The sequence below is a fragment of the Nocardioides psychrotolerans genome (assembly GCF_900113685.1).
GTDB lineage: Bacteria > Actinomycetota > Actinomycetes > Propionibacteriales > Nocardioidaceae > Nocardioides > Nocardioides psychrotolerans.
Genome location: NZ_FOQG01000001.1, coordinates 136,660 through 153,527, shown reverse-complemented (window position 1 = coordinate 153,527; position 16,868 = coordinate 136,660). Strand labels below are relative to the sequence as shown.

The following is a 16,868-nucleotide window of genomic DNA, read 5'->3' as shown; positions in this document are numbered from 1 at the left end:
CGGTTCCATCGGTCCAGGCGCTGTCCAACAGTCTGCGTGGACGATCAGGGCCCGGCCACCCTCCCTCCCCGGCCGGGCCCTGGTGCATTTTCTGAGGGTTTCCGGCGGTGACGGGCGTCGTACCACGCCCGAACCGGTGTCAGGAGCACCCGGCCGCCGCCGATAGGATCGCCGCATGACGCAGGCTGCGGAGCACGATCTGGTCCTGGTGGTCGACTTCGGGGCGCAGTACGCCCAGCTGATCGCCCGCCGCGTTCGCGAGGCCCGGGTCTACTCCGAGATCGTCCCGCACCACCTCCCCGTCGAGGAGATGCTGGCGCGCAAGCCGAAGGCGATCATCCTGTCCGGCGGCCCGTCCTCGGTCTACGCCGATGGGGCGCCGAGCATCGACACCGCGATCTTCACCTCCGGGACTCCCGTCTTCGGCATGTGCTACGGCTTCCAGCTGATGGCTCAGGGGCTCGGCGGGACCGTCGCCCACTCCGGTGACCGCGAGTACGGACGGACCGCGGTCTCCGTCGGCGCGTCCGGCACCCTGCTGGCCGGCATGCCCGCCGAGCACGTCGTCTGGATGTCGCACGGCGACTCCGTCACCGAGGCACCCGAGGGTTTCTCGGTGCTCGCCTCCACTGCGGCCACCCCGGTCGCGGCCTTCGAGCACGTTGACCGCGGGCTGGCCGGGGTGCAGTGGCACCCCGAGGTGCTGCACTCCGAGCACGGCCAGCAGGTCCTCGAGCACTTCCTCCACGACATCGCCGGCTGCCGGCAGACGTGGACGATGGTCAACATCGTCGAGGAGGAGATCGCCAAGATCCAGGCGCAGATCGGCGAGCGCGGCCAGGCGATCTGTGGCCTGTCCGGCGGGGTCGACTCCGCGGTGGCCGCCGCCATCGTGCAGCGCGCGATCGGTGACCGGCTCACCTGCGTCTACGTCGACCACGGCCTGATGCGCCAGGGCGAGACCGAGCAGGTCGAGCGCGACTTCGTCGCCGCCACGGGTGTCGACCTGGTCGTGGTCGACGCCGAGAAGCAGTTCCTCGACGCGCTGGCCGGGGTCGTCGACCCCGAGGAGAAGCGCAAGGTCATCGGCCGCGAGTTCATCCGCACCTTCGAGGCCGCCGAGGCCGAGATCCTGGCCGATGCGGTCGCGGGCGACGACGGCGACAAGGTCGCCTTCCTCGTGCAGGGCACGCTCTACCCCGACGTCGTCGAGTCCGGCGGGGGAGCGGGCACCTCCACCATCAAGTCCCACCACAACGTCGGCGGCCTGCCCGACGACCTCGAGTTCGAGCTCGTCGAGCCGCTGCGCACGCTCTTCAAGGACGAGGTGCGCCTGGTCGGAGAGCAGCTGGGCCTGCCCGCCGAGATCGTGCACCGCCAGCCGTTCCCCGGTCCCGGCCTGGGCATCCGGATCATCGGTGAAGTCACCCGCGAGCGTCTCGACATCCTGCGCCAGGCCGACGCGATCGCCCGCGAGGAGCTGACCCGCGCGGGGCTCGACCGCGACATCTGGCAGATGCCGGTCGTGCTGCTGGCCGACGTACGCTCCGTCGGCGTGCAGGGCGACGGCCGCACCTACGGCCACCCGGTCGTCCTGCGTCCGGTCACCTCCGAGGACGCCATGACCGCCGACTGGGCGCGACTGCCGTTCGACCTGCTCGAGCGGATCTCCACGCGCATCACCAACGAGGTCAGCGAGATCAACCGCGTCACGGTCGACATCACCTCCAAGCCGCCGGGCACCATCGAGTGGGAGTGAGCTCCGACGTCGTCTGAGCACCTGTCGCAAAGCACCCGCCCAGGGGTGCGTGCAGGACTAGCGTGACCCCATGGTCGCGCTGGCGCTCTCCTCCCGACGCCTACGGCTCCTCGTTGCCGGCTCAGCCCTCGCACTCCTGCCCTCGCTGGCAGCGGCCGCGACGATCGCCGGAACCAGCGGCAACGACACGCTCTACGGCACCAACAACTCCGACACGATCAACGCGCGGCTGGGCAACGACAAGGTTTACGCCAAGGGTGGCAACGACAAGGTCTCCGGTGCCGAGGGCAACGACCGCCTCGACGGTGGCTCCGGCAACGATAACCTCGGGGGTGCCGCTGGTGCCGACGTCGGCATCGGGGGACCCGGCGCCGACCTGTTCAGCGGGGGTGACGGCAACGACCTCGGCCAGGGCGGCGGAGGCGACGACAACCTCAACCTCGGGCTCGGGGACGACCGAGGCGAGGGCGGTGACGGCAACGACCTCGTCAGCGGTGGTCCGGGCACCGACGAGGCGCTCGGCGGACCCGGCAACGACCGGATCAACACCGGCCCCGGCGACGACAGCGCCGACGGAGGTCCCGGCGTCGACCAGCTCCAGGGACTCGACGGCGTGGACGTCTTCCACGGCGGTGACGGCGACGACCGCGGCCCCAAGCCGAGCGCGACGGCCGACTACCTGCCTTACGTGCAGGGCGGCGCGGGCGACGACGCGCTCCACGGCGACGGCGGCGACGACGCGCTGAGCGGTGGCGACGGCGCCGACACCCTCTGGGGCGGGTCGGGCGACGACGCGGCGTCGGGGGGCTCGGACGACGACACCGTCAACGGTGAGGAGGGCAGCGACGAGCTCGACGGGGGTCTCGGCGCGGACGTCCTCGACGCGGGTCCGGGCGACGACTCCTGCCCGGGCTTCGGTCCCGACTACCAGGCCGACGTCACGACCGAGTGCGACCTCGGGGTGACCGGCGACGAGGGCGACGACACGATCTATCCCGGGACGGGGATCGACATCGTCTTCGGCGAGCAGGGCTTCGACACCATCATCGCCACCGACGACGGGGTCTACGACCGGCTCTTCTGCGCAGATTCAAAGTCTGAGAGCCCACCCCCCGCGATCGGAGGGAAGGTCATCTACATGGGAGCGCAGGATGCCGAGGATGACGTGGTTCGCTGCACCGTCGAGGTCGTGCAGGACCGCGAGGCCGCCGAGCGCCTGGGCCTCGGCGCGCAGTGGCGTCGGGTGATGCTGGGGAGCCTGCCGACCCTGTGGTGAGCGCCGCTAGGGTGACGGGCGTGTCCCGCCACGCCACTCGTCGTACGCCGTCGTGAAGCGCGTCAAGGGTTTCCTGAAGCGGCGCGTGGCCGACGCCGTGCTGGTGGTGGTGTGGCTGGTCGTCCTCTTCAACTGCGTGCAGCTGGGTCGGCTCGAGGGCGAGACCGCGACCCGGATGGCCGTGTCCTACGGCGCGATGGTCCTGATCGGGCTCGTGGCGACCTTCCTGTGGTGGCGAAGCCGGCGGCGGGCCTGAGGGTCAACCGCAGCGGTGGCCCTGGGGCCGCGGGAGGGCCGCCCACGACCTCGCAGGCGCACCTCAGAGCGCCCCGATGATGTCAACGGCGAAGCGCTCCATGCCGTCGAGCTTCTGCTCCAGGCTGGCGTCCATGCCGTGGTAGTAGACCCACGGCATGGTCCAGACCTCGGTGATGCCACCGGCCTCGGCCGTGGCGAAGTGCTCGGGGAGGAACGCGTCGGACAGGGCAGTGATCACCGAGAAGTCACCGGTGGCGCCCTGCTCCGCGCGGATCTCCTGGAGCCGGGCGGCGTGGCCGACGGCCTCCTCGATCGTGTAGATGTCGCCGACCCAGCCGTCGTGGCGCGCGGCCCGCTGGAAGGCGATCTCGGACAGGCCGCCGACCAGGATCGGGACCTGCGCACCGGGCGAAGGGTTCATCATCATCTTCGGCGCGGTGTAGAACTGCCCCTCGAACTCCGTCCACCCGGGCTCCCAGAGCGCCTTCATCAACGACAGGCCCTCGTCGGTGCGCTTGCCGCGGGTGCCGAAGCTCGCCCCGAGCAGCTCGAACTCCTCGCGGCACCAGCCGATGCCGACGCCGAGCGAGACCCGGTCGCCGGACAGCACCGCCGCGGTGCCGACCGTCTTGGCGACCTGGTAGGGGTTGCGCATCGCGGCGACGTAGATGCTGGTGAAGAAGCGCACCCGCGTGGTGACCGCGGACAGGGCGCCGACCAGCACCCACGGGTCGGGCCACTCGGCCTCGATGTCCCAGCGACGCTTGCCGTCGGGCGTGTAGGGGTAGGGCGTCTCGAGCTCCTCGAGGTCCACGACGTGGTCGGGGACGGAGATCGCGTGGTAGCCCAGTTCGTCGGCGGCCTTCGCGAGCGGGATCAGGTGGTCGCACGGCTGGAACGCCGTGACGATGGAGAAGCGCATGAGCCACAGCGTAGCGGCGAACTAGAACGTGTTCCTGTTGCTCGCCCCGGGAGGAGCGGATGGGCCTAGGGTGGACACATGGCGCGTGCGATCCACCATCTCGACCTCTGGGTGAGCGACGTCGGCCTCGCGGTCGACGAGTGGGGCTGGCTGCTCGGTGAGCTGGAGTGGGAGGTCGACATTGAGGGCGCCTCGTGGGTGCACCCCGACGGGACCTACCTCTTCCTCGAGCGCTCGACCGACCAGGTCGACGAGCCGCACGACCGGCACCGCCCCGGGGTCAACCACCTGGCGCTGCACGTCGAGAGCAGGGCCCGGCTCGACCGGCTGCGGGCGGAGTCGTCGGCCCACGGGTGGCACGAGATGTTCGCCGACCGCTATCCCCATGCCGGTGGCGAGCAGCACGTCGCGCTCTACGTGGAGAACTCCGAGGGCTTCGAGGTCGAGGTCGTCGTCGCCGACTGACCCCGACCCCGCCGCCGTTCTCGGGGTGAGGGGACTACTTGAAGATGCTGTAGCCGCCGGGGCCGACCGCGAAGCCGACGATGATCAGGACGATGCCCCACAGGGTCTCGCCCTTGAAGAGCTGCACGATGCCGGCGATCACGAGGATGACGGCGAGGATCCAGAGGATGAAGACCATGGTGTTGTTCTCCTGATGTGGATGGGGATGCGACGGGGTCTGCCCCGTCGCTCGGGGGTGCTGGTGGTGCGTGAGGTGAGTGGTCAGCGCAGGTCGATGTCCGGCGCCCACTCCTCCTCGACGATGTGCACGGCGGCCTCCTCGGCCGACGCTGCGGCGCCGTCGATCCCGACGTCGGTGCCGACGAGGTGCTTCTCGGTGTCCTCGCCGGAGCCCTGGTCGATGTCGACGAGGCGACCGGCACGTGCGGTGCCGACCTCGCCGTCGTCGACGTCCTCGACGGGCGTCGGCGCGTAGGGATCGGGGTCGGGGATCTCCTGGCCGATCCGCTGGTCGATCGTCTCGCGGTGCTCCTCCTCCCAGGGCGTGTTGCCGTAGCCCTGGCCGGCGGAGTAGCGCTCGGGCGGCGAGTAGCCACGCTCGAGCTCGTCGTCGACGTCGGCCGCCTCGAGGGTGTCCTCGGGGGTGAGCTGGTCCTCGTCGTCGACGCTGTAGCCGTCGTAGATCTCCTGGTCCCCGTCTGCGGGACCGTTGTCCGGCGCTGTCATGTCTGACCTCCTGGTGTGCGTCCAACGTACGCCGACCGGGGATGTTCCCCGGAGGCGCCGGTACCCCACATGACGACCCTCATGCGCGGCCCTTGACTTAAGTTCGAGTCTCGTACTTAATGGGGGCGTGAGCTTGGTACTGGGCGTCGACTCCTCGACGCAGTCGACGAAGGCCGTCCTCGTGGACGCGAGCGACGGCACCGTCGTCGCCGAGGGCAGCGCGCCGCACCCGTCCGGCACCGCGGTCGACCCGCGGGCGTGGCTGACCGCCTTCGACGAGGCCACGTCCGGGCTCCTCGAGCGGGCCGACGCGGTGGCCGTCGCGGGCCAGCAGCACGGCATGGTCGCGCTGGACGCAGATGGCGTGCCCGTGCACGACGCCCTGCTGTGGAACGACACCCGCTCCGCCGACGCCGCCCGGGACCTGGTCGCGGAGATGGGGGGAGCCGACGCCTGTGCCGCGGCGCTCGGCAGCGTCCTGGTCGCCTCATTCACCGTCACCAAGCTCCGCTGGCTGCGTGACCACGAGCCGGCCGCCGCTCGTCGGGTCGCGTCGGTCCTCCTGCCGCACGACTACGTCTCGAGACACGCGTGTGCTCCCGGCACCGATGCCTTCACCGACCGGGGTGACGCCTCCGGAACCGGCTACTTCTCCACCGCCCAGGGCACCTGGAGCCCCGACCTCGTCACGGCCGCCCTCGGCCACGAGGTCGCGCTGCCCCGGATCGTCGGGGCGGGAGCGGTCGCCGGGCGCACCGTCTCGGGCCAGGTCGTCGCGGCCGGCACCGGCGACAACATGGGGGCCGCCCTGGGCCTGGGCCTCGGCGCCGGCGACGTGCTCGTCTCCGTGGGCACCTCCGGTGTCGCCTCGTGCGTCAGCGCCACCTCGGTGGCCGACGGCACCGGCACGGTCACCGGCTTCGCCGACGCCCAGGGCGGCTACCTGCCGATGGTCACGACGATGAACGCCGCGCGGATCCTGGATCACCAGGCCCGCTGGCTCGGGGTCGACCTCGCCACGCTCTCCGACCTCGCCCTCGCCTCCGAGCCCGGAGCCCGGGGCGCCACGTTCCTGCCCTACTACGGCGGCGAGCGCACGCCCGACCGACCCGACGCCGTGGGCACGTGGACCGGCCTCACCGACGCCACGACGCGCGAGGACCTCGCCCGCGCCGCCTTCGAGGCCCTGCTCTGCTCGCTCGCCGACGCCGTCGACCACCTCGCCGGAGCCACCGGCCAGGAGCCGCGGCGCATCCTCATGGTCGGCGGTGCCACGCGCAGCCCGGCCCTGCAGGCGCTGGCGCCGGCCATCCTCGGTCGGCCCATCACGTTGCCCCCGCCGGGGGAGTACGTCGCCCGCGGTGCGGCGCGCCAGGCAGCGTGGGCGCTCGCCGGCACCACCGCCCCGCCCACGTGGCACCTCGCCGACACCGTCGAGCTGAGGGCTGGGCTGACGGCCGACCCCACGGCGTACGTCCGTGAGGGCTACGCGCGTCTGCGCGACCGCACCGCCACCTGGTGACCTGCACCCCGCCGCGACCACACGATCCCACTCCAGCGCAGCACCTCCACGAAAGGCACCTGATGAGCCAGCTCCAGATCCCCGCACCCCGCCCGGAGGACAAGTTCTCGTTCGGCCTCTGGACCGTCGGCTGGACCGCGCGCGACCCCTTCGGCGACGCGACGCGTGCCCCGATGGACCCGGTCTACGCGCTGGAGCGCCTGGCCGGTCTGGGCGCCTACGGCGTCAACTTCCACGACGACGACCTGATCCCCTTCGGCAGTGACGACGGCGCGCGCGACGCGATCATCGAGCGCTTCAAGAAGGGCCTGGCAGAGACCGGCCTGGCCGTCACTACCGCGACGACCAACCTCTTCACGCACCCGGTGTTCAAGGATGGTGGCTTCACCTCCAACGTGCGCGACGTGCGTCGCTTCGCGATCCGCAAGGTGATGCGCAACATCGACCTCGCGGCCGAGCTCGGCGCGCAGACCTACGTCTGCTGGGGCGGTCGTGAGGGCGCCGAGTCGGGTGCGGCCAAGGACGTTGCGGCCGCGCTCGACCGCTACAAGGAGGCCTTCGACGTGCTGGGTCAGTACGTCGCGGACAAGGGCTACGACATGCGCTTCGCGATCGAGCCGAAGCCCAACGAGCCCCGCGGCGACATCCTGCTCCCGACCATCGGTCACGCGCTGGCCTTCATCGAGACCCTCGAGCGGCCGGAGAGCGTCGGGGTCAACCCCGAGGTCGGCCACGAGGAGATGGCCGGGCTCAACGCTGCACACGGCTACGCGCAGGCGATGTGGCAGGGCAAGCTCTTCCACATCGATCTCAACGGGCAGGGTGGCCCCAAGTTCGACCAGGACCTGCGCTTCGGCGCCGGCAACGTGCGCGGCGCCTTCTGGGTGGTCGACACGCTGATCGCCGGCGGCTACGACGGCCCGGTCCACTTCGACTTCAAGCCCTTCCGCACCGAGGACGACGCCGGCGTGTGGGTCTCGGCCGAGGCCTGCATGACCAACTACCTCGTCCTGCGCGAGAAGGCCAAGGCCTTCCGCGCGGACCCCGAGGTCCAGGCCGCACTCGTGGCGGCCCGCGTGGCCGAGCTGTCCGAGCCGACCCTGGCGCCCGGCGAGACCTGGGCCCAGCTGCAGGAGTGGGAGCTGCCCGACCCCGATGCCCTCGCGGCCCGTGGTGCCGGCTTCGAGAAGCTCGACCAGCTCGCGCTCGAGCACCTCTACGGCGTGCGCGGCTGAGCATGGCCGACCAGCCCGTGGGCACCGCTGCGAGCCTGCCCGCGAGCCTGCCCGCGAGCCTGCCCGCGGGCACCGAGGGCCTGCGGCGGCTCAACACGTCCCTGGTGCTGAGGACCCTGCGTCAGCAGGGTCCCGCGACCCGGGCCGAGCTCGCCAAGCGGACCGGACTGGCGAAGGCGACGGTCGGGGTGATCGTCGCAGCGCTCGCCGAGGCGGCCGCGGTGTCGGAGAACGACACCGTGGTCGCCCCGGGTGCGCGGGGGCGGCCGGGCCGGCCGGTGTCGCTGACGGGGGAGGGGCTGCTCGGTCTCGGGCTCGAGCTCAACGTCGACTACGTGTCGGCGGTCCTGCTCGACCTGGGTGGCCGGGTCCGGCTCAGTGAGACGAGGCCGGTGACCGACGACCCCCTCCCGGCGCTCCTCGCGCTCGCACGAGACGTCGTACGACGGGGGCCGCAGGGCCGCCTGCTCGGCGCGATGGTCGCCGTTCCCGGTCTGGTGCGTGGCGATGACCGCTCCGTCGCGTGGGCGCCCAACCTGCACGTGGCCGACGACGTGGTGGCGGCCGCCGTCGATGAGGCGCTCAACGGCCGCTGCCCGGTGTCGGTCGGCAACGACGCCAACTGCGCGGCCTTCGCCGAGTCGCACCACGGGGCGGCGGTGGGAGCCGACCACGCGCTCTACCTCACCGGAACGGTCGGGATCGGTGCCGGCATCGTCAGCGACGGGCGGTTGCTGCGCGGCTCGACGGGCTTCGCGGGCGAGGTCGGGCACATGCCCATCGGCGACTCCGCCGCCCGGTGCGGCTGCGGACGGCAAGGCTGCTGGGAGGCCTCGATCGGCCTCCACGCGATGCTTGCGAGCGCTGGCATGGCGGAGCTCGAGACACCGATGCGCTCCGCTGAGGCGGTCGCTGCCCGGGCGGCGGGCGACCCGCGGGTGAGCGAGGCGCTGACCCGTCTCGGCCGCGACGTGGGCCTGGGCCTGGCGATCCTCGCCAACGTGCTCGACCCCGAGGTGATCGTCCTGGGTGGCTACTTCGTGGCGCTGGGGGAGCGGGTGCTGCAGCCGGCCCGAGAGGCCCTGGACCAGCGGCTGCCCTCACCGGCCCAGCGTCGCCCGGACCTGCGGCTCTCCACGCTCGGAATGGAGGCCGCCGCCCTCGGTGCGGCCGAGCGGTCGCTCGAGGCGGTGTTCTCGGGTGAGGTGGCGGTGGCCGGCGTCGAGTGACGCAAGGAGCACGTCCGGGAGGCCGTGGAGCATGCAGGACGCGTCACTCGACGAGACCCAGGTCAGCCCGCGAGCTTGGTGCCGACCCCGGTGATGGCGGTGCCGAGGCTGGCGACGGGGTCCACGAAGAGCGGCTCCAGGGCGTTCTCGGCCGCGCCGAGCAGGACCGAGTCAGCGCCGAGGCCGGGCAGCGCCAGGGTGACCGACTCCAGGGGAGCAGGCAGGGCGCGGTCGGCGAGGGCGGCCTGGACGTCGACGCGCACCAGGCGGAAGAGCGCCCTGAAGTAGCCGCCGAGAACGACGACCTGGGGGTTGAAGGCGTTGACGAGCCCGGCCAGCCCGTGACCGAGGTGGCTGCCGATGAGACGGAGCTCGGGGGTCGGCTCCCGGTAGCCTTCCAGCAGCTCGCCCAGCGACGCGGCCTGCTCCTCGGGGATGCCGATGGCGCGCGCGATCGCGTGGGCGCCGACCTCGGTCTCCCAGCAGCCGCGGTTGCCGCAGTGGCACAGCCGGCCTTCGGGGTTGTAGCGCAGGTGACCGATCTCGCCGGCGTAGCCCCCGGCGCCCTCGAGCCGCATCCCCCCGGCGATGACGCCCGCGCCGACGCCGACGTTGCCCGAGACGTAGATCAGGTCGTCGATGTCGATGCCCGCGCCGCGGTGGTGTTCTGCGAGTGCTCCGAGGTCGGCGTCGTTGGCGATCGAGACCGGCACGTCGACGCCGAGCGCAGCCAGGACGATCGAGCCGAACGAGACGTCGTGCCACTCCAGGTTGGGAGCGAGCCGGATCAACCCGTCGGTACGCCGTACGAGGCCCGGGACGCTGATCCCGATGCCGACGAGGGGAGCGGACATTGGGGCGTCCTCGACGACCTGGCGCACCAGGGCCGCCACCGAGCCTGCGACCTGCCAGGCCTCGCTCCCCCCGACGATGGGGGCTGCTGCCCGCTCGTGGATCACACCGCCGAGGCCGACGCGGGCGACGTCCATCCGGTCGACGCCGAGGTCGACGGCGATGACGAACGGACCGCTCCCCGAGAGCCCGACCCCGGACGACGGGCGTCCTGCCCCACCACGTGCCTGGGAGGGGAGGGCTTGCTCGGTGATGCCGAGCGACTCCAGCTCCCCGACCAGGCCTGCGATGGTGCTGCGGTTGAGGCCCATGATGCTGGTGAGCTCGGCCCGTGAGCTGTGCCCGGCTCGGTGGACGTGCTGCAGCAGGGTCCCGAGGTTGTGGCGCCGGACGGACTCCTGGTTCGTGCCGAGGCCGGTGCGCTGGCGACTCATGAGGTTGGCCTAGACGCCTGCTGCGGAGCGCCGGCGCCGGGAGATGGCGTCGACGCTCGCGGCGAGCAGGAGCACGCCGCCGGTGACCAGGAAGTTGATGTAGCTCGCCTGGTTGAGCAGGCCGAGGCCGTTGGGGATGGTCGCGATGACCAGGCCACCGACGATGGCATCGATCGCGCGGCCGCGACCGCCGAAGAGGCTGGTGCCGCCGATGACCGCGGCGCCCACGGCGTAGAGCAGCTCGTTGCCGCCACCGGAGCCGGGGGACACCTTGCCGGTGTAGGACGCCGCCAGGAGTCCGCTGACTGCGGCCATCGAGGAGCAGATCACGAAGGCGGTGACCTTGATCCGTGTGACGTTGATGCCGGCGCGACGCGCGGCCTCGGCGTTGCCGCCCACCGCGTAGAGGTGCCGGCCGAAACGGGTGCGGGTCAGCACGAAGGTCCAGAAGAGCAGCAGCGCGACCACGACCGGCAGGACCCACGGGATGCCGCTGATCACGAAGATGTCGGGGTTGGGTGCACGGTTGCTGCTGAGCAGGGCGGTCAGGCCCAGGACGATGACGGCGAGCGCCGCGATCTGGAGGCCGACCAGCGCGAGGGGCGCGTGGACCAGGCCCCGGGCCGAGAGCGAGCGGTAGCGCCACAGCGACAGGGCCGCGAACCCTGCGACGATCGCCACGGCGGCCACCCATCCGGCCGTGACCGGGACGTTCTTGATCGACAGCCCTCGCAGCACCTCGTCGTTGAAGCGCAGCGAGCCGCCGGAGCCGATCAGCTTGAGCGGGACCGCCTGCAGCGCGAGGAAGAAGGCGAGGGTGACGACGAAGGACGGGATGCCGAGGGTCGAGACCAGTGCGCCGATGATCACGCCGATCACTGCGCCGACGGCGATGCCGGCCAGTGTCGCGATCCACCACGACAGGTCGTAGTCGATGAGGAACAGCGCGGTGATGGTGGCCGCGGCGCCGCCCGCGACACCGGCGGAGAGGTCGATCTCGCCGAGCAGCAGCACGAAGACCAGACCCATCGCCAGCACGCAGATGGAGCCGGCCTGCACGACCAGGTTGGCCATGTTGTAGGTCGTCAGGAACCGGTCGTGGAGCGACGAGAAGACGACGAAGAGGAAGATGAGCCCGAGGATCGCGGGCAAGGAGCCCATGTCGCCGCCACGCAGGCGGTTGAGGTAGTCGCGCGCCGAGTCGCCGATGGTCGTCGACTGGTGGCTGTCGCCGGAGAAGTCGCCGTCGGCGACCTTCGCGGGGGTGTCGGATCCGACGGTCATGAGGGGTCTCCGGTCCTGTCAGACGGTCGCGGTCGCGGGGTTCTCGGCGATGCCGAGGTCCCCGGAGCGGCCGGCGGTGATGAGCTCGACGATCTGGCCGTGGGTCACGTCCTCGACGTGTACGTCGGCGGCGACCCGGCCGAGGTACAGCGCGGTGATGCGGTCGGCGACCTCCAGCACGTCGCCCATGTTGTGCGAGATGAGCACGACGCCCAACCCGCGGTCCGCGAGACGGCGCACCAGGTCGAGGACCTGGCGGGTCTGGGCGACACCGAGGGCGGCGGTCGGCTCGTCGAGGAGCACGACCTTGGAGTTCCACAGGACGGCCTTGGCGATGGCCACGGTCTGGCGCTGCCCGCCGGACAGGCTCGAGACGCTCTGGCGCACCGACTTGACGGTGCGGACCGAGAGCGAGGCGAGGGTCTCGCGGGCGCGGGACTCCATGCTCACCTCGTCGAGGCCGATGCCCTTGGTCTCCTCGCGACCCAGGAACATGTTCTCGACGATGTCGAGGTTGTCGCACAGCGCGAGGTCCTGGTAGACGACCTCGACGCCGAGGGCCGCGACGTCGCGGGGTCCGTGTACGTGGACCGGCTGGCCATCGAAGAGGTAGTCACCGGTGTCGCGGCCGTAGATGCCGGCGATGATCTTGACCAGGGTGGACTTGCCGGCGCCATTGTCGCCGACGAGGGCAGTGACCTGGCCTGGGTAGACGGCAAAGTCGACGTCGTGGAGGACGTGGACCACGCCGAAGCTCTTGTTGACACCGCGGAGCTCGAGGAGCGGCTCGGTCATGGGACCTACCTCCGGTCAGGGGATGGCTGTGGGGATGTGCAGGAACGAGGGTGGGACAGAGGGCAGGCCACGGCCTGCCGGCCGGTCCCCCGGGGCGGGATCGCCACCCCGGGGGACCAGGTCAGGGGCCGGTCAGGAGATGCCGGCCTCGGCGCACAGGTCGGCGAACTCGCCGGCGCACACGTCAGCCGCCGACTGGCCGCCATCGGCGATCACGTCACCGACGGTGTCCAGCGTGATGGACTGCGGCTCGAGCAGGATCGAGGGGACCTCGCGGCCGCTCTCGGAGTCCTTGGTCGTGCCGGTGGTCTCGGCCTCCTCGCCGTTGACCAGCGCGATGGCGGTGTCGGCCAGCGCACCCGCCTCGAGCGTGGCGGACTTGTAGACCGTCATGCACTGGGTGCCCGCGAGGATGTTCTGCAGACCCTCGACGGTCGCGTCCTGACCGGTGACCGGGACCTTGCCCGCCAGGCCCGCGCCCTCGAGGATGCTGATGGCGGCGCCACCGAGACCGTCGTTGGCAGCGAGGACGCCGTCGACGTCACCGTCGGCAGCGGTGTAGAGCTGCTGGAAGATCGTGGCGGCCTCCTCGTTGTCCCATTCGGGGACGGCCTGCTCGCCGACGACCGAGTAGTTGCCCATGCCGTCGAGGACGCTGTGGGCACCCTCGGCGAAGAGCGTGGCGTTGTTGTCGGTCGGGGATCCGTTGAGGTAGACGATGTTGGCGTCCTCCTCGCCCAGGCAGTCGGCCAGGCCCTGGCCCTGGAGCTCGCCCACGACGACGTTGTCGAACGACACGTAGTACTCGGCGGTGCCGCCCAGGGTCAGGCGGTCGTAGTCGATGGTGGCGACGCCCGAGGACGCGGCCTTCTCCTGGATCGCGGCGCCCGACTCGGAGTCGAGGTTCACGATGGCCAAGACGGTGACGCCGTTGCCGATCATGGTGTCGGCGATCTGGGTCATGCGCTCTACGTCGCCCTCGGCGTTCTGGATGTCGTACTCGACACCGGCAGCCTCGAAGGCGGCCTCGAGGGCCGGTCGGTCCGCGCTCTCCCAGCGGACGGAGGACTCGGTGTCGGGCAGGATCACGCCGACCTTGCCCTCGGCGGCGGCGCTCTCGCCGCCCTCGGACGCCGACCCGCCGTCGTCGCTCCCACACCCGCTGAGTGCCAGGGCGGCACCCATGAGTCCGGCTACTACCAAAGTGTGCTGTCGCTTCATGCGACCCGCCTCCTCGCGGTGATGGTGCGACCAGCCCGCTCCGGTCTCACCTGTTTGTTGTCTCGCACAACATAATGAGTGACTGCCGTCACGTCCAGACCTTGATGCCAGATTGTTACCGGGAGATGTCGGAGGCATGCGTAGCGACCGGTTCGCCCTGAGAGCACCAGATCGTACGTCGAGCGGTGCGGACGAGGCCGCCGCCTCCGGATGTCCGGTCCCTGCCCCCGCAGCCCGCACCTTTTGTTGTTCGGGACGGCGAATGACGTGCGGGCGACCGCGCCGGCGGATCAGCGCAGCTGGTAGGTGGTGGTGCGCTCGCGGACGGGCCGCCCGATGCCGGCGCCCATCTCGTGCAGCTCCGCGACGGTCTTGGCCGAGCCGTGCTCGGAACCGGCCATGCGGGAGATGGTCTCCTCCATGAGGGTGCCGCCGAGGTCGTTGCAGCCGGCGTTGAGCATGGCCTGGGTGCCCTCGACGCCGAGCTTGACCCAGCTGGTCTGGATGTTGTCGATGCGGCCGTGGAGCAGGATGCGGGCCATCGCGTGCACGGCGAGGTTGTCACGCAGGGTGGGGCCGGGGCGGGCGACGCCGGCGAGGTAGATCGGTGAGGAGGTGTGCACGAAGGGCAGCGGCACGAACTCGGTGAAGCCGCCCGTGTCGTCCTGGATGCGCGACAGGACGCGCAGGTGGCCGACCCAGTGGCGGGGGTTGTCGACGTGGCCGTACATCATCGTCGAGGTCGTGGGGATGCCGACGCGGTGAGCCGTGGAGACGATCTCGATCCAGGTGCGGGCGGGGAGCTTGCCCTTGGTGAGGACCCAGCGGACCTCGTCGTCGAGGATCTCCGCGGCGGTGCCGGGCAGGGACCCGAGGCCGGCCTCGCGGGCCTTGATCAGGAAGTCCTCGATCGAGAGACCGGTGCGGGCGGTGCCGTTGACGATCTCCATGGGGGAGAAGGCGTGCACGTGCATGTCGGGCACGCGTTGCTTGACCGCGGAGGCGAGGTCGAAGTAGGCCGTGGCGGGCAGCTCGGGGTCGATGCCACCCTGCATGCAGACCTCGGTCGCGCCGAGCTCCCAGGCCTCGGCGGCGCGGTCGGAGACCTCGTCGAGGGAGAGGGTGTAGGCGTCGGCGTCGGTGCGGCGCTGGGCGAAGGCGCAGAAGCGGCACCCGACGTAGCAGACGTTGGTGAAGTTGATGTTGCGGTTGACGACGTAGGTCACGGTGTCACCCACGGCCTGCTGACGCAGGTCGTCGGCCAGGCCGGTGACCTGGCGCAACAGGTCGCCCTCCGCGGTCATGAGGGTCAGGGCGTGCTCGTCGGAGAGGTTGCCGGGGTCGGCCTCGGCGGCGCGCAGGGCGTCGGCGCCCTCGGCGTGCAGCACGGCCGGAGCGCCGTCGATCAGGGATGTCGAGCCGGCCGCGTCCTTGACCGAGGCCCAGTCGCCGTAAACGTCGCCGAAGTCGGAGCGGCGGTCCTCGCTGCGCCCCTCGCTGTCGATGGCCGCGTGCAGGTCGGTGCGCCCGATGGAGGTGAAGCCGCCGTCGGGCTCCTGCCACGGCAGCCCGGTCGGTCGTACGCCGGGGCGCGCGAGGCCGGCGTCCGGCCCGTCGTGGACGGCGAGCGCGGCGACGTGGGCGCTGATGCGGGGGTCGAGCCACGGCTCGCCCTGGCGGACGTATTCCGGGTGGACCGTCAGGCGCGCCTTGAGCTCGAAGCCGCACTCCGTCGTGATCGTGCGCAGTCGCTCCAGGCTGGGCCAGGGGCGCTCAGGGTTGACGTGGTCCGGCGTCAGCGGGGAGACCCCGCCCCAGTCATCGACCCCGGCCTCGAGGAGGAGGCGGCACTCGGAGGACCCCTCAGAGCTGTCGACCAGGTTGGGCGGAGCCTGGATGCGGGCCTTGGGGCCGAGGACGAGCCGGGACACGGCGATTGCCGCGCGGTAGTCGTCGAGATCGAGGTCATCGGTGTGGCGCATCGCGGTGTCGGGCTTGGCACGGAAGTTCTGCACGATGACTTCCTGCACGGCACCGAACTGGGTCGAGACCTGGCGCAGCGCGAAGATCGTCTCGGCGCGTTCTGTCAGGGTCTCGCCGATCCCGACCAGAAGCCCTGTGGTGAAGGGGATCGAGAGGCGTCCGGCGTCCTCGAGGACCCGCAGTCGGACGGCAGGGTCCTTGTCGGGGGAGCCGAAGTGGGCCTCGCCCTTGGTCTCGAAGAGCCGGCGGCTGGTGGTCTCGAGCATCATCCCCATCGAGGGGGAGACCGGCTTGAGGCGGTTCATCTCCTCCCACGACATGACGCCGGGATTGAGGTGGGGCAGCAGCCCGGTCTCCTCGAGGACCCGGATCGCCATGGCCCGCACGTAGGCCAGCGTGGAGTCGTAGCCGGACTCGTCGAGCCATGCCTGCGCCTCGGGCCAGCGGTCCTCGGGCCGGTCGCCCAGGGTGAAGAGAGCCTCCAGGCAGCCGAGCTCGGCGCCCTGACGGGCGATCTCGAGGATCTCGTCGGGGGACAGGAACATCGCGTGCCCCGCACGACGCAGCTCGCCCGGCGACTCGACGAACGTGCAGTAGTGACACCGGTCGCGACACAGCTTGGTGACCGGGATGAACACCTTGGGTGAGTAGGTCACGACACCCGGACGCCCTGCGGCCACGAGGCCCGCGTCGCGCACGCGCGCCGCGGCGCTGGCCAGCCGCTCGAGGTCGGCTCCCGTGGCGGCCAGGAGTGCCGCTGCCTCGCTCACGTCGAGCGCAGCGCCCCGCTCCGCTCGCGCGAGCGCGCGGCGGATCTGCTGGGGTGTGGGCTGGTCGGTCACTTCCCTCAGGTTAGCCAGCGGTGGCCGGGGTCATTCCCCCGGCCCACCCAGTGGAACGTGTTCTA

At 71.2% G+C, this 16,868-nt stretch carries 15 protein-coding genes; 7 read left to right on the top strand and 8 right to left on the bottom strand.

Going from position 1 to position 16,868, the window contains the following annotated elements:
* The first annotated feature begins 175 nt into the window (after positions 1-175).
* The 3 genes from guaA (at position 176) to BM204_RS00680 (ending at position 3,291) form a co-directional block, all read left to right on the top strand.
* Positions 176-1,759: a glutamine-hydrolyzing GMP synthase gene (gene guaA, locus BM204_RS00690; protein WP_091109581.1), complete on the top strand. Its 1,584-nt coding sequence runs from the start codon at positions 176-178 to the stop codon at positions 1,757-1,759.
* A 70-nt stretch (positions 1,760-1,829) separates the two neighbouring features.
* A complete protein-coding gene (locus BM204_RS00685) occupies positions 1,830-3,035 on the top strand; it encodes a calcium-binding protein (RefSeq protein WP_091109579.1) in 1,206 nt (401 codons plus the stop codon).
* Between the two features lie 52 nt (positions 3,036-3,087).
* Positions 3,088-3,291, top strand: a complete 204-nt coding sequence (locus tag BM204_RS00680) for a hypothetical protein (protein WP_091109578.1) — start codon at positions 3,088-3,090, stop codon at positions 3,289-3,291.
* A 63-nt stretch (positions 3,292-3,354) separates the two neighbouring features.
* Here BM204_RS00680 and BM204_RS00675 read toward each other — a convergent pair whose 3' ends face one another.
* Entirely contained in the window at positions 3,355-4,215 is an 861-nt protein-coding gene (locus BM204_RS00675; RefSeq protein WP_091109576.1) for a TIGR03619 family F420-dependent LLM class oxidoreductase, read from the bottom strand.
* A gap of 78 nt (positions 4,216-4,293) precedes the next feature.
* On the opposite strand from BM204_RS00675, the gene BM204_RS00670 reads away from it, so the two are divergent.
* Positions 4,294-4,680, top strand: a complete 387-nt coding sequence (locus BM204_RS00670) for a VOC family protein (protein WP_091109574.1) — start codon at positions 4,294-4,296, stop codon at positions 4,678-4,680.
* A gap of 34 nt (positions 4,681-4,714) precedes the next feature.
* Here the strand turns inward: BM204_RS00670 and BM204_RS22455 are convergent, their stop codons facing one another.
* Together BM204_RS22455 and BM204_RS00665 are read right to left on the bottom strand one after the other, a co-directional pair.
* Entirely contained in the window at positions 4,715-4,858 is a 144-nt protein-coding gene (locus tag BM204_RS22455; protein ID WP_170259047.1) for a GPGG-motif small membrane protein, read from the bottom strand.
* A gap of 83 nt (positions 4,859-4,941) precedes the next feature.
* Positions 4,942-5,406, bottom strand: coding sequence for a DUF5709 domain-containing protein (locus BM204_RS00665; protein WP_091109573.1), 465 nt, complete (start codon positions 5,404-5,406; stop codon positions 4,942-4,944).
* A gap of 127 nt (positions 5,407-5,533) precedes the next feature.
* On the opposite strand from BM204_RS00665, the gene BM204_RS00660 reads away from it, so the two are divergent.
* The 3 genes from BM204_RS00660 (at position 5,534) to BM204_RS00650 (ending at position 9,392) form a co-directional block, all read left to right on the top strand.
* Positions 5,534-6,928 carry an FGGY family carbohydrate kinase gene (locus BM204_RS00660; protein ID WP_091109571.1) on the top strand — a complete coding sequence of 465 codons (1,395 nt, stop codon included), beginning with the start codon at positions 5,534-5,536 and terminating at the stop codon, positions 6,926-6,928.
* Between the two features lie 62 nt (positions 6,929-6,990).
* A complete protein-coding gene (xylA, locus tag BM204_RS00655) occupies positions 6,991-8,163 on the top strand; it encodes a xylose isomerase (protein ID WP_091109570.1) in 1,173 nt (390 codons plus the stop codon).
* A gap of 2 nt (positions 8,164-8,165) precedes the next feature.
* Complete coding sequence (locus tag BM204_RS00650; RefSeq protein WP_091109568.1) at positions 8,166-9,392, top strand: ROK family protein; 1,227 nt, start codon at positions 8,166-8,168, stop codon at positions 9,390-9,392.
* A 62-nt stretch (positions 9,393-9,454) separates the two neighbouring features.
* On the opposite strand, the gene BM204_RS00645 is transcribed toward BM204_RS00650, so the two are convergent.
* From BM204_RS00645 to BM204_RS00625, 5 genes are all read right to left on the bottom strand, one after another.
* Complete coding sequence (locus BM204_RS00645; RefSeq protein ID WP_091109567.1) at positions 9,455-10,678, bottom strand: ROK family protein; 1,224 nt, start codon at positions 10,676-10,678, stop codon at positions 9,455-9,457.
* Positions 10,679-10,687: 9 nt separating this feature from the next.
* A complete protein-coding gene (locus BM204_RS00640) occupies positions 10,688-11,962 on the bottom strand; it encodes a sugar ABC transporter permease (RefSeq protein ID WP_091109565.1) in 1,275 nt (424 codons plus the stop codon).
* Positions 11,963-11,980: 18 nt separating this feature from the next.
* On the bottom strand, positions 11,981-12,757 hold the full coding sequence (locus BM204_RS00635; protein ID WP_091109564.1) for an ATP-binding cassette domain-containing protein: 777 nt from the start codon (positions 12,755-12,757) through the stop codon (positions 11,981-11,983).
* A 132-nt stretch (positions 12,758-12,889) separates the two neighbouring features.
* Positions 12,890-13,978 carry a sugar ABC transporter substrate-binding protein gene (locus BM204_RS00630; protein ID WP_091109562.1) on the bottom strand — a complete coding sequence of 363 codons (1,089 nt, stop codon included), beginning with the start codon at positions 13,976-13,978 and terminating at the stop codon, positions 12,890-12,892.
* A 290-nt stretch (positions 13,979-14,268) separates the two neighbouring features.
* Positions 14,269-16,803, bottom strand: a complete 2,535-nt coding sequence (locus tag BM204_RS00625; protein WP_091109560.1) for a bifunctional FO biosynthesis protein CofGH — start codon at positions 16,801-16,803, stop codon at positions 14,269-14,271.
* Positions 16,804-16,868 lie beyond the last annotated feature (65 nt).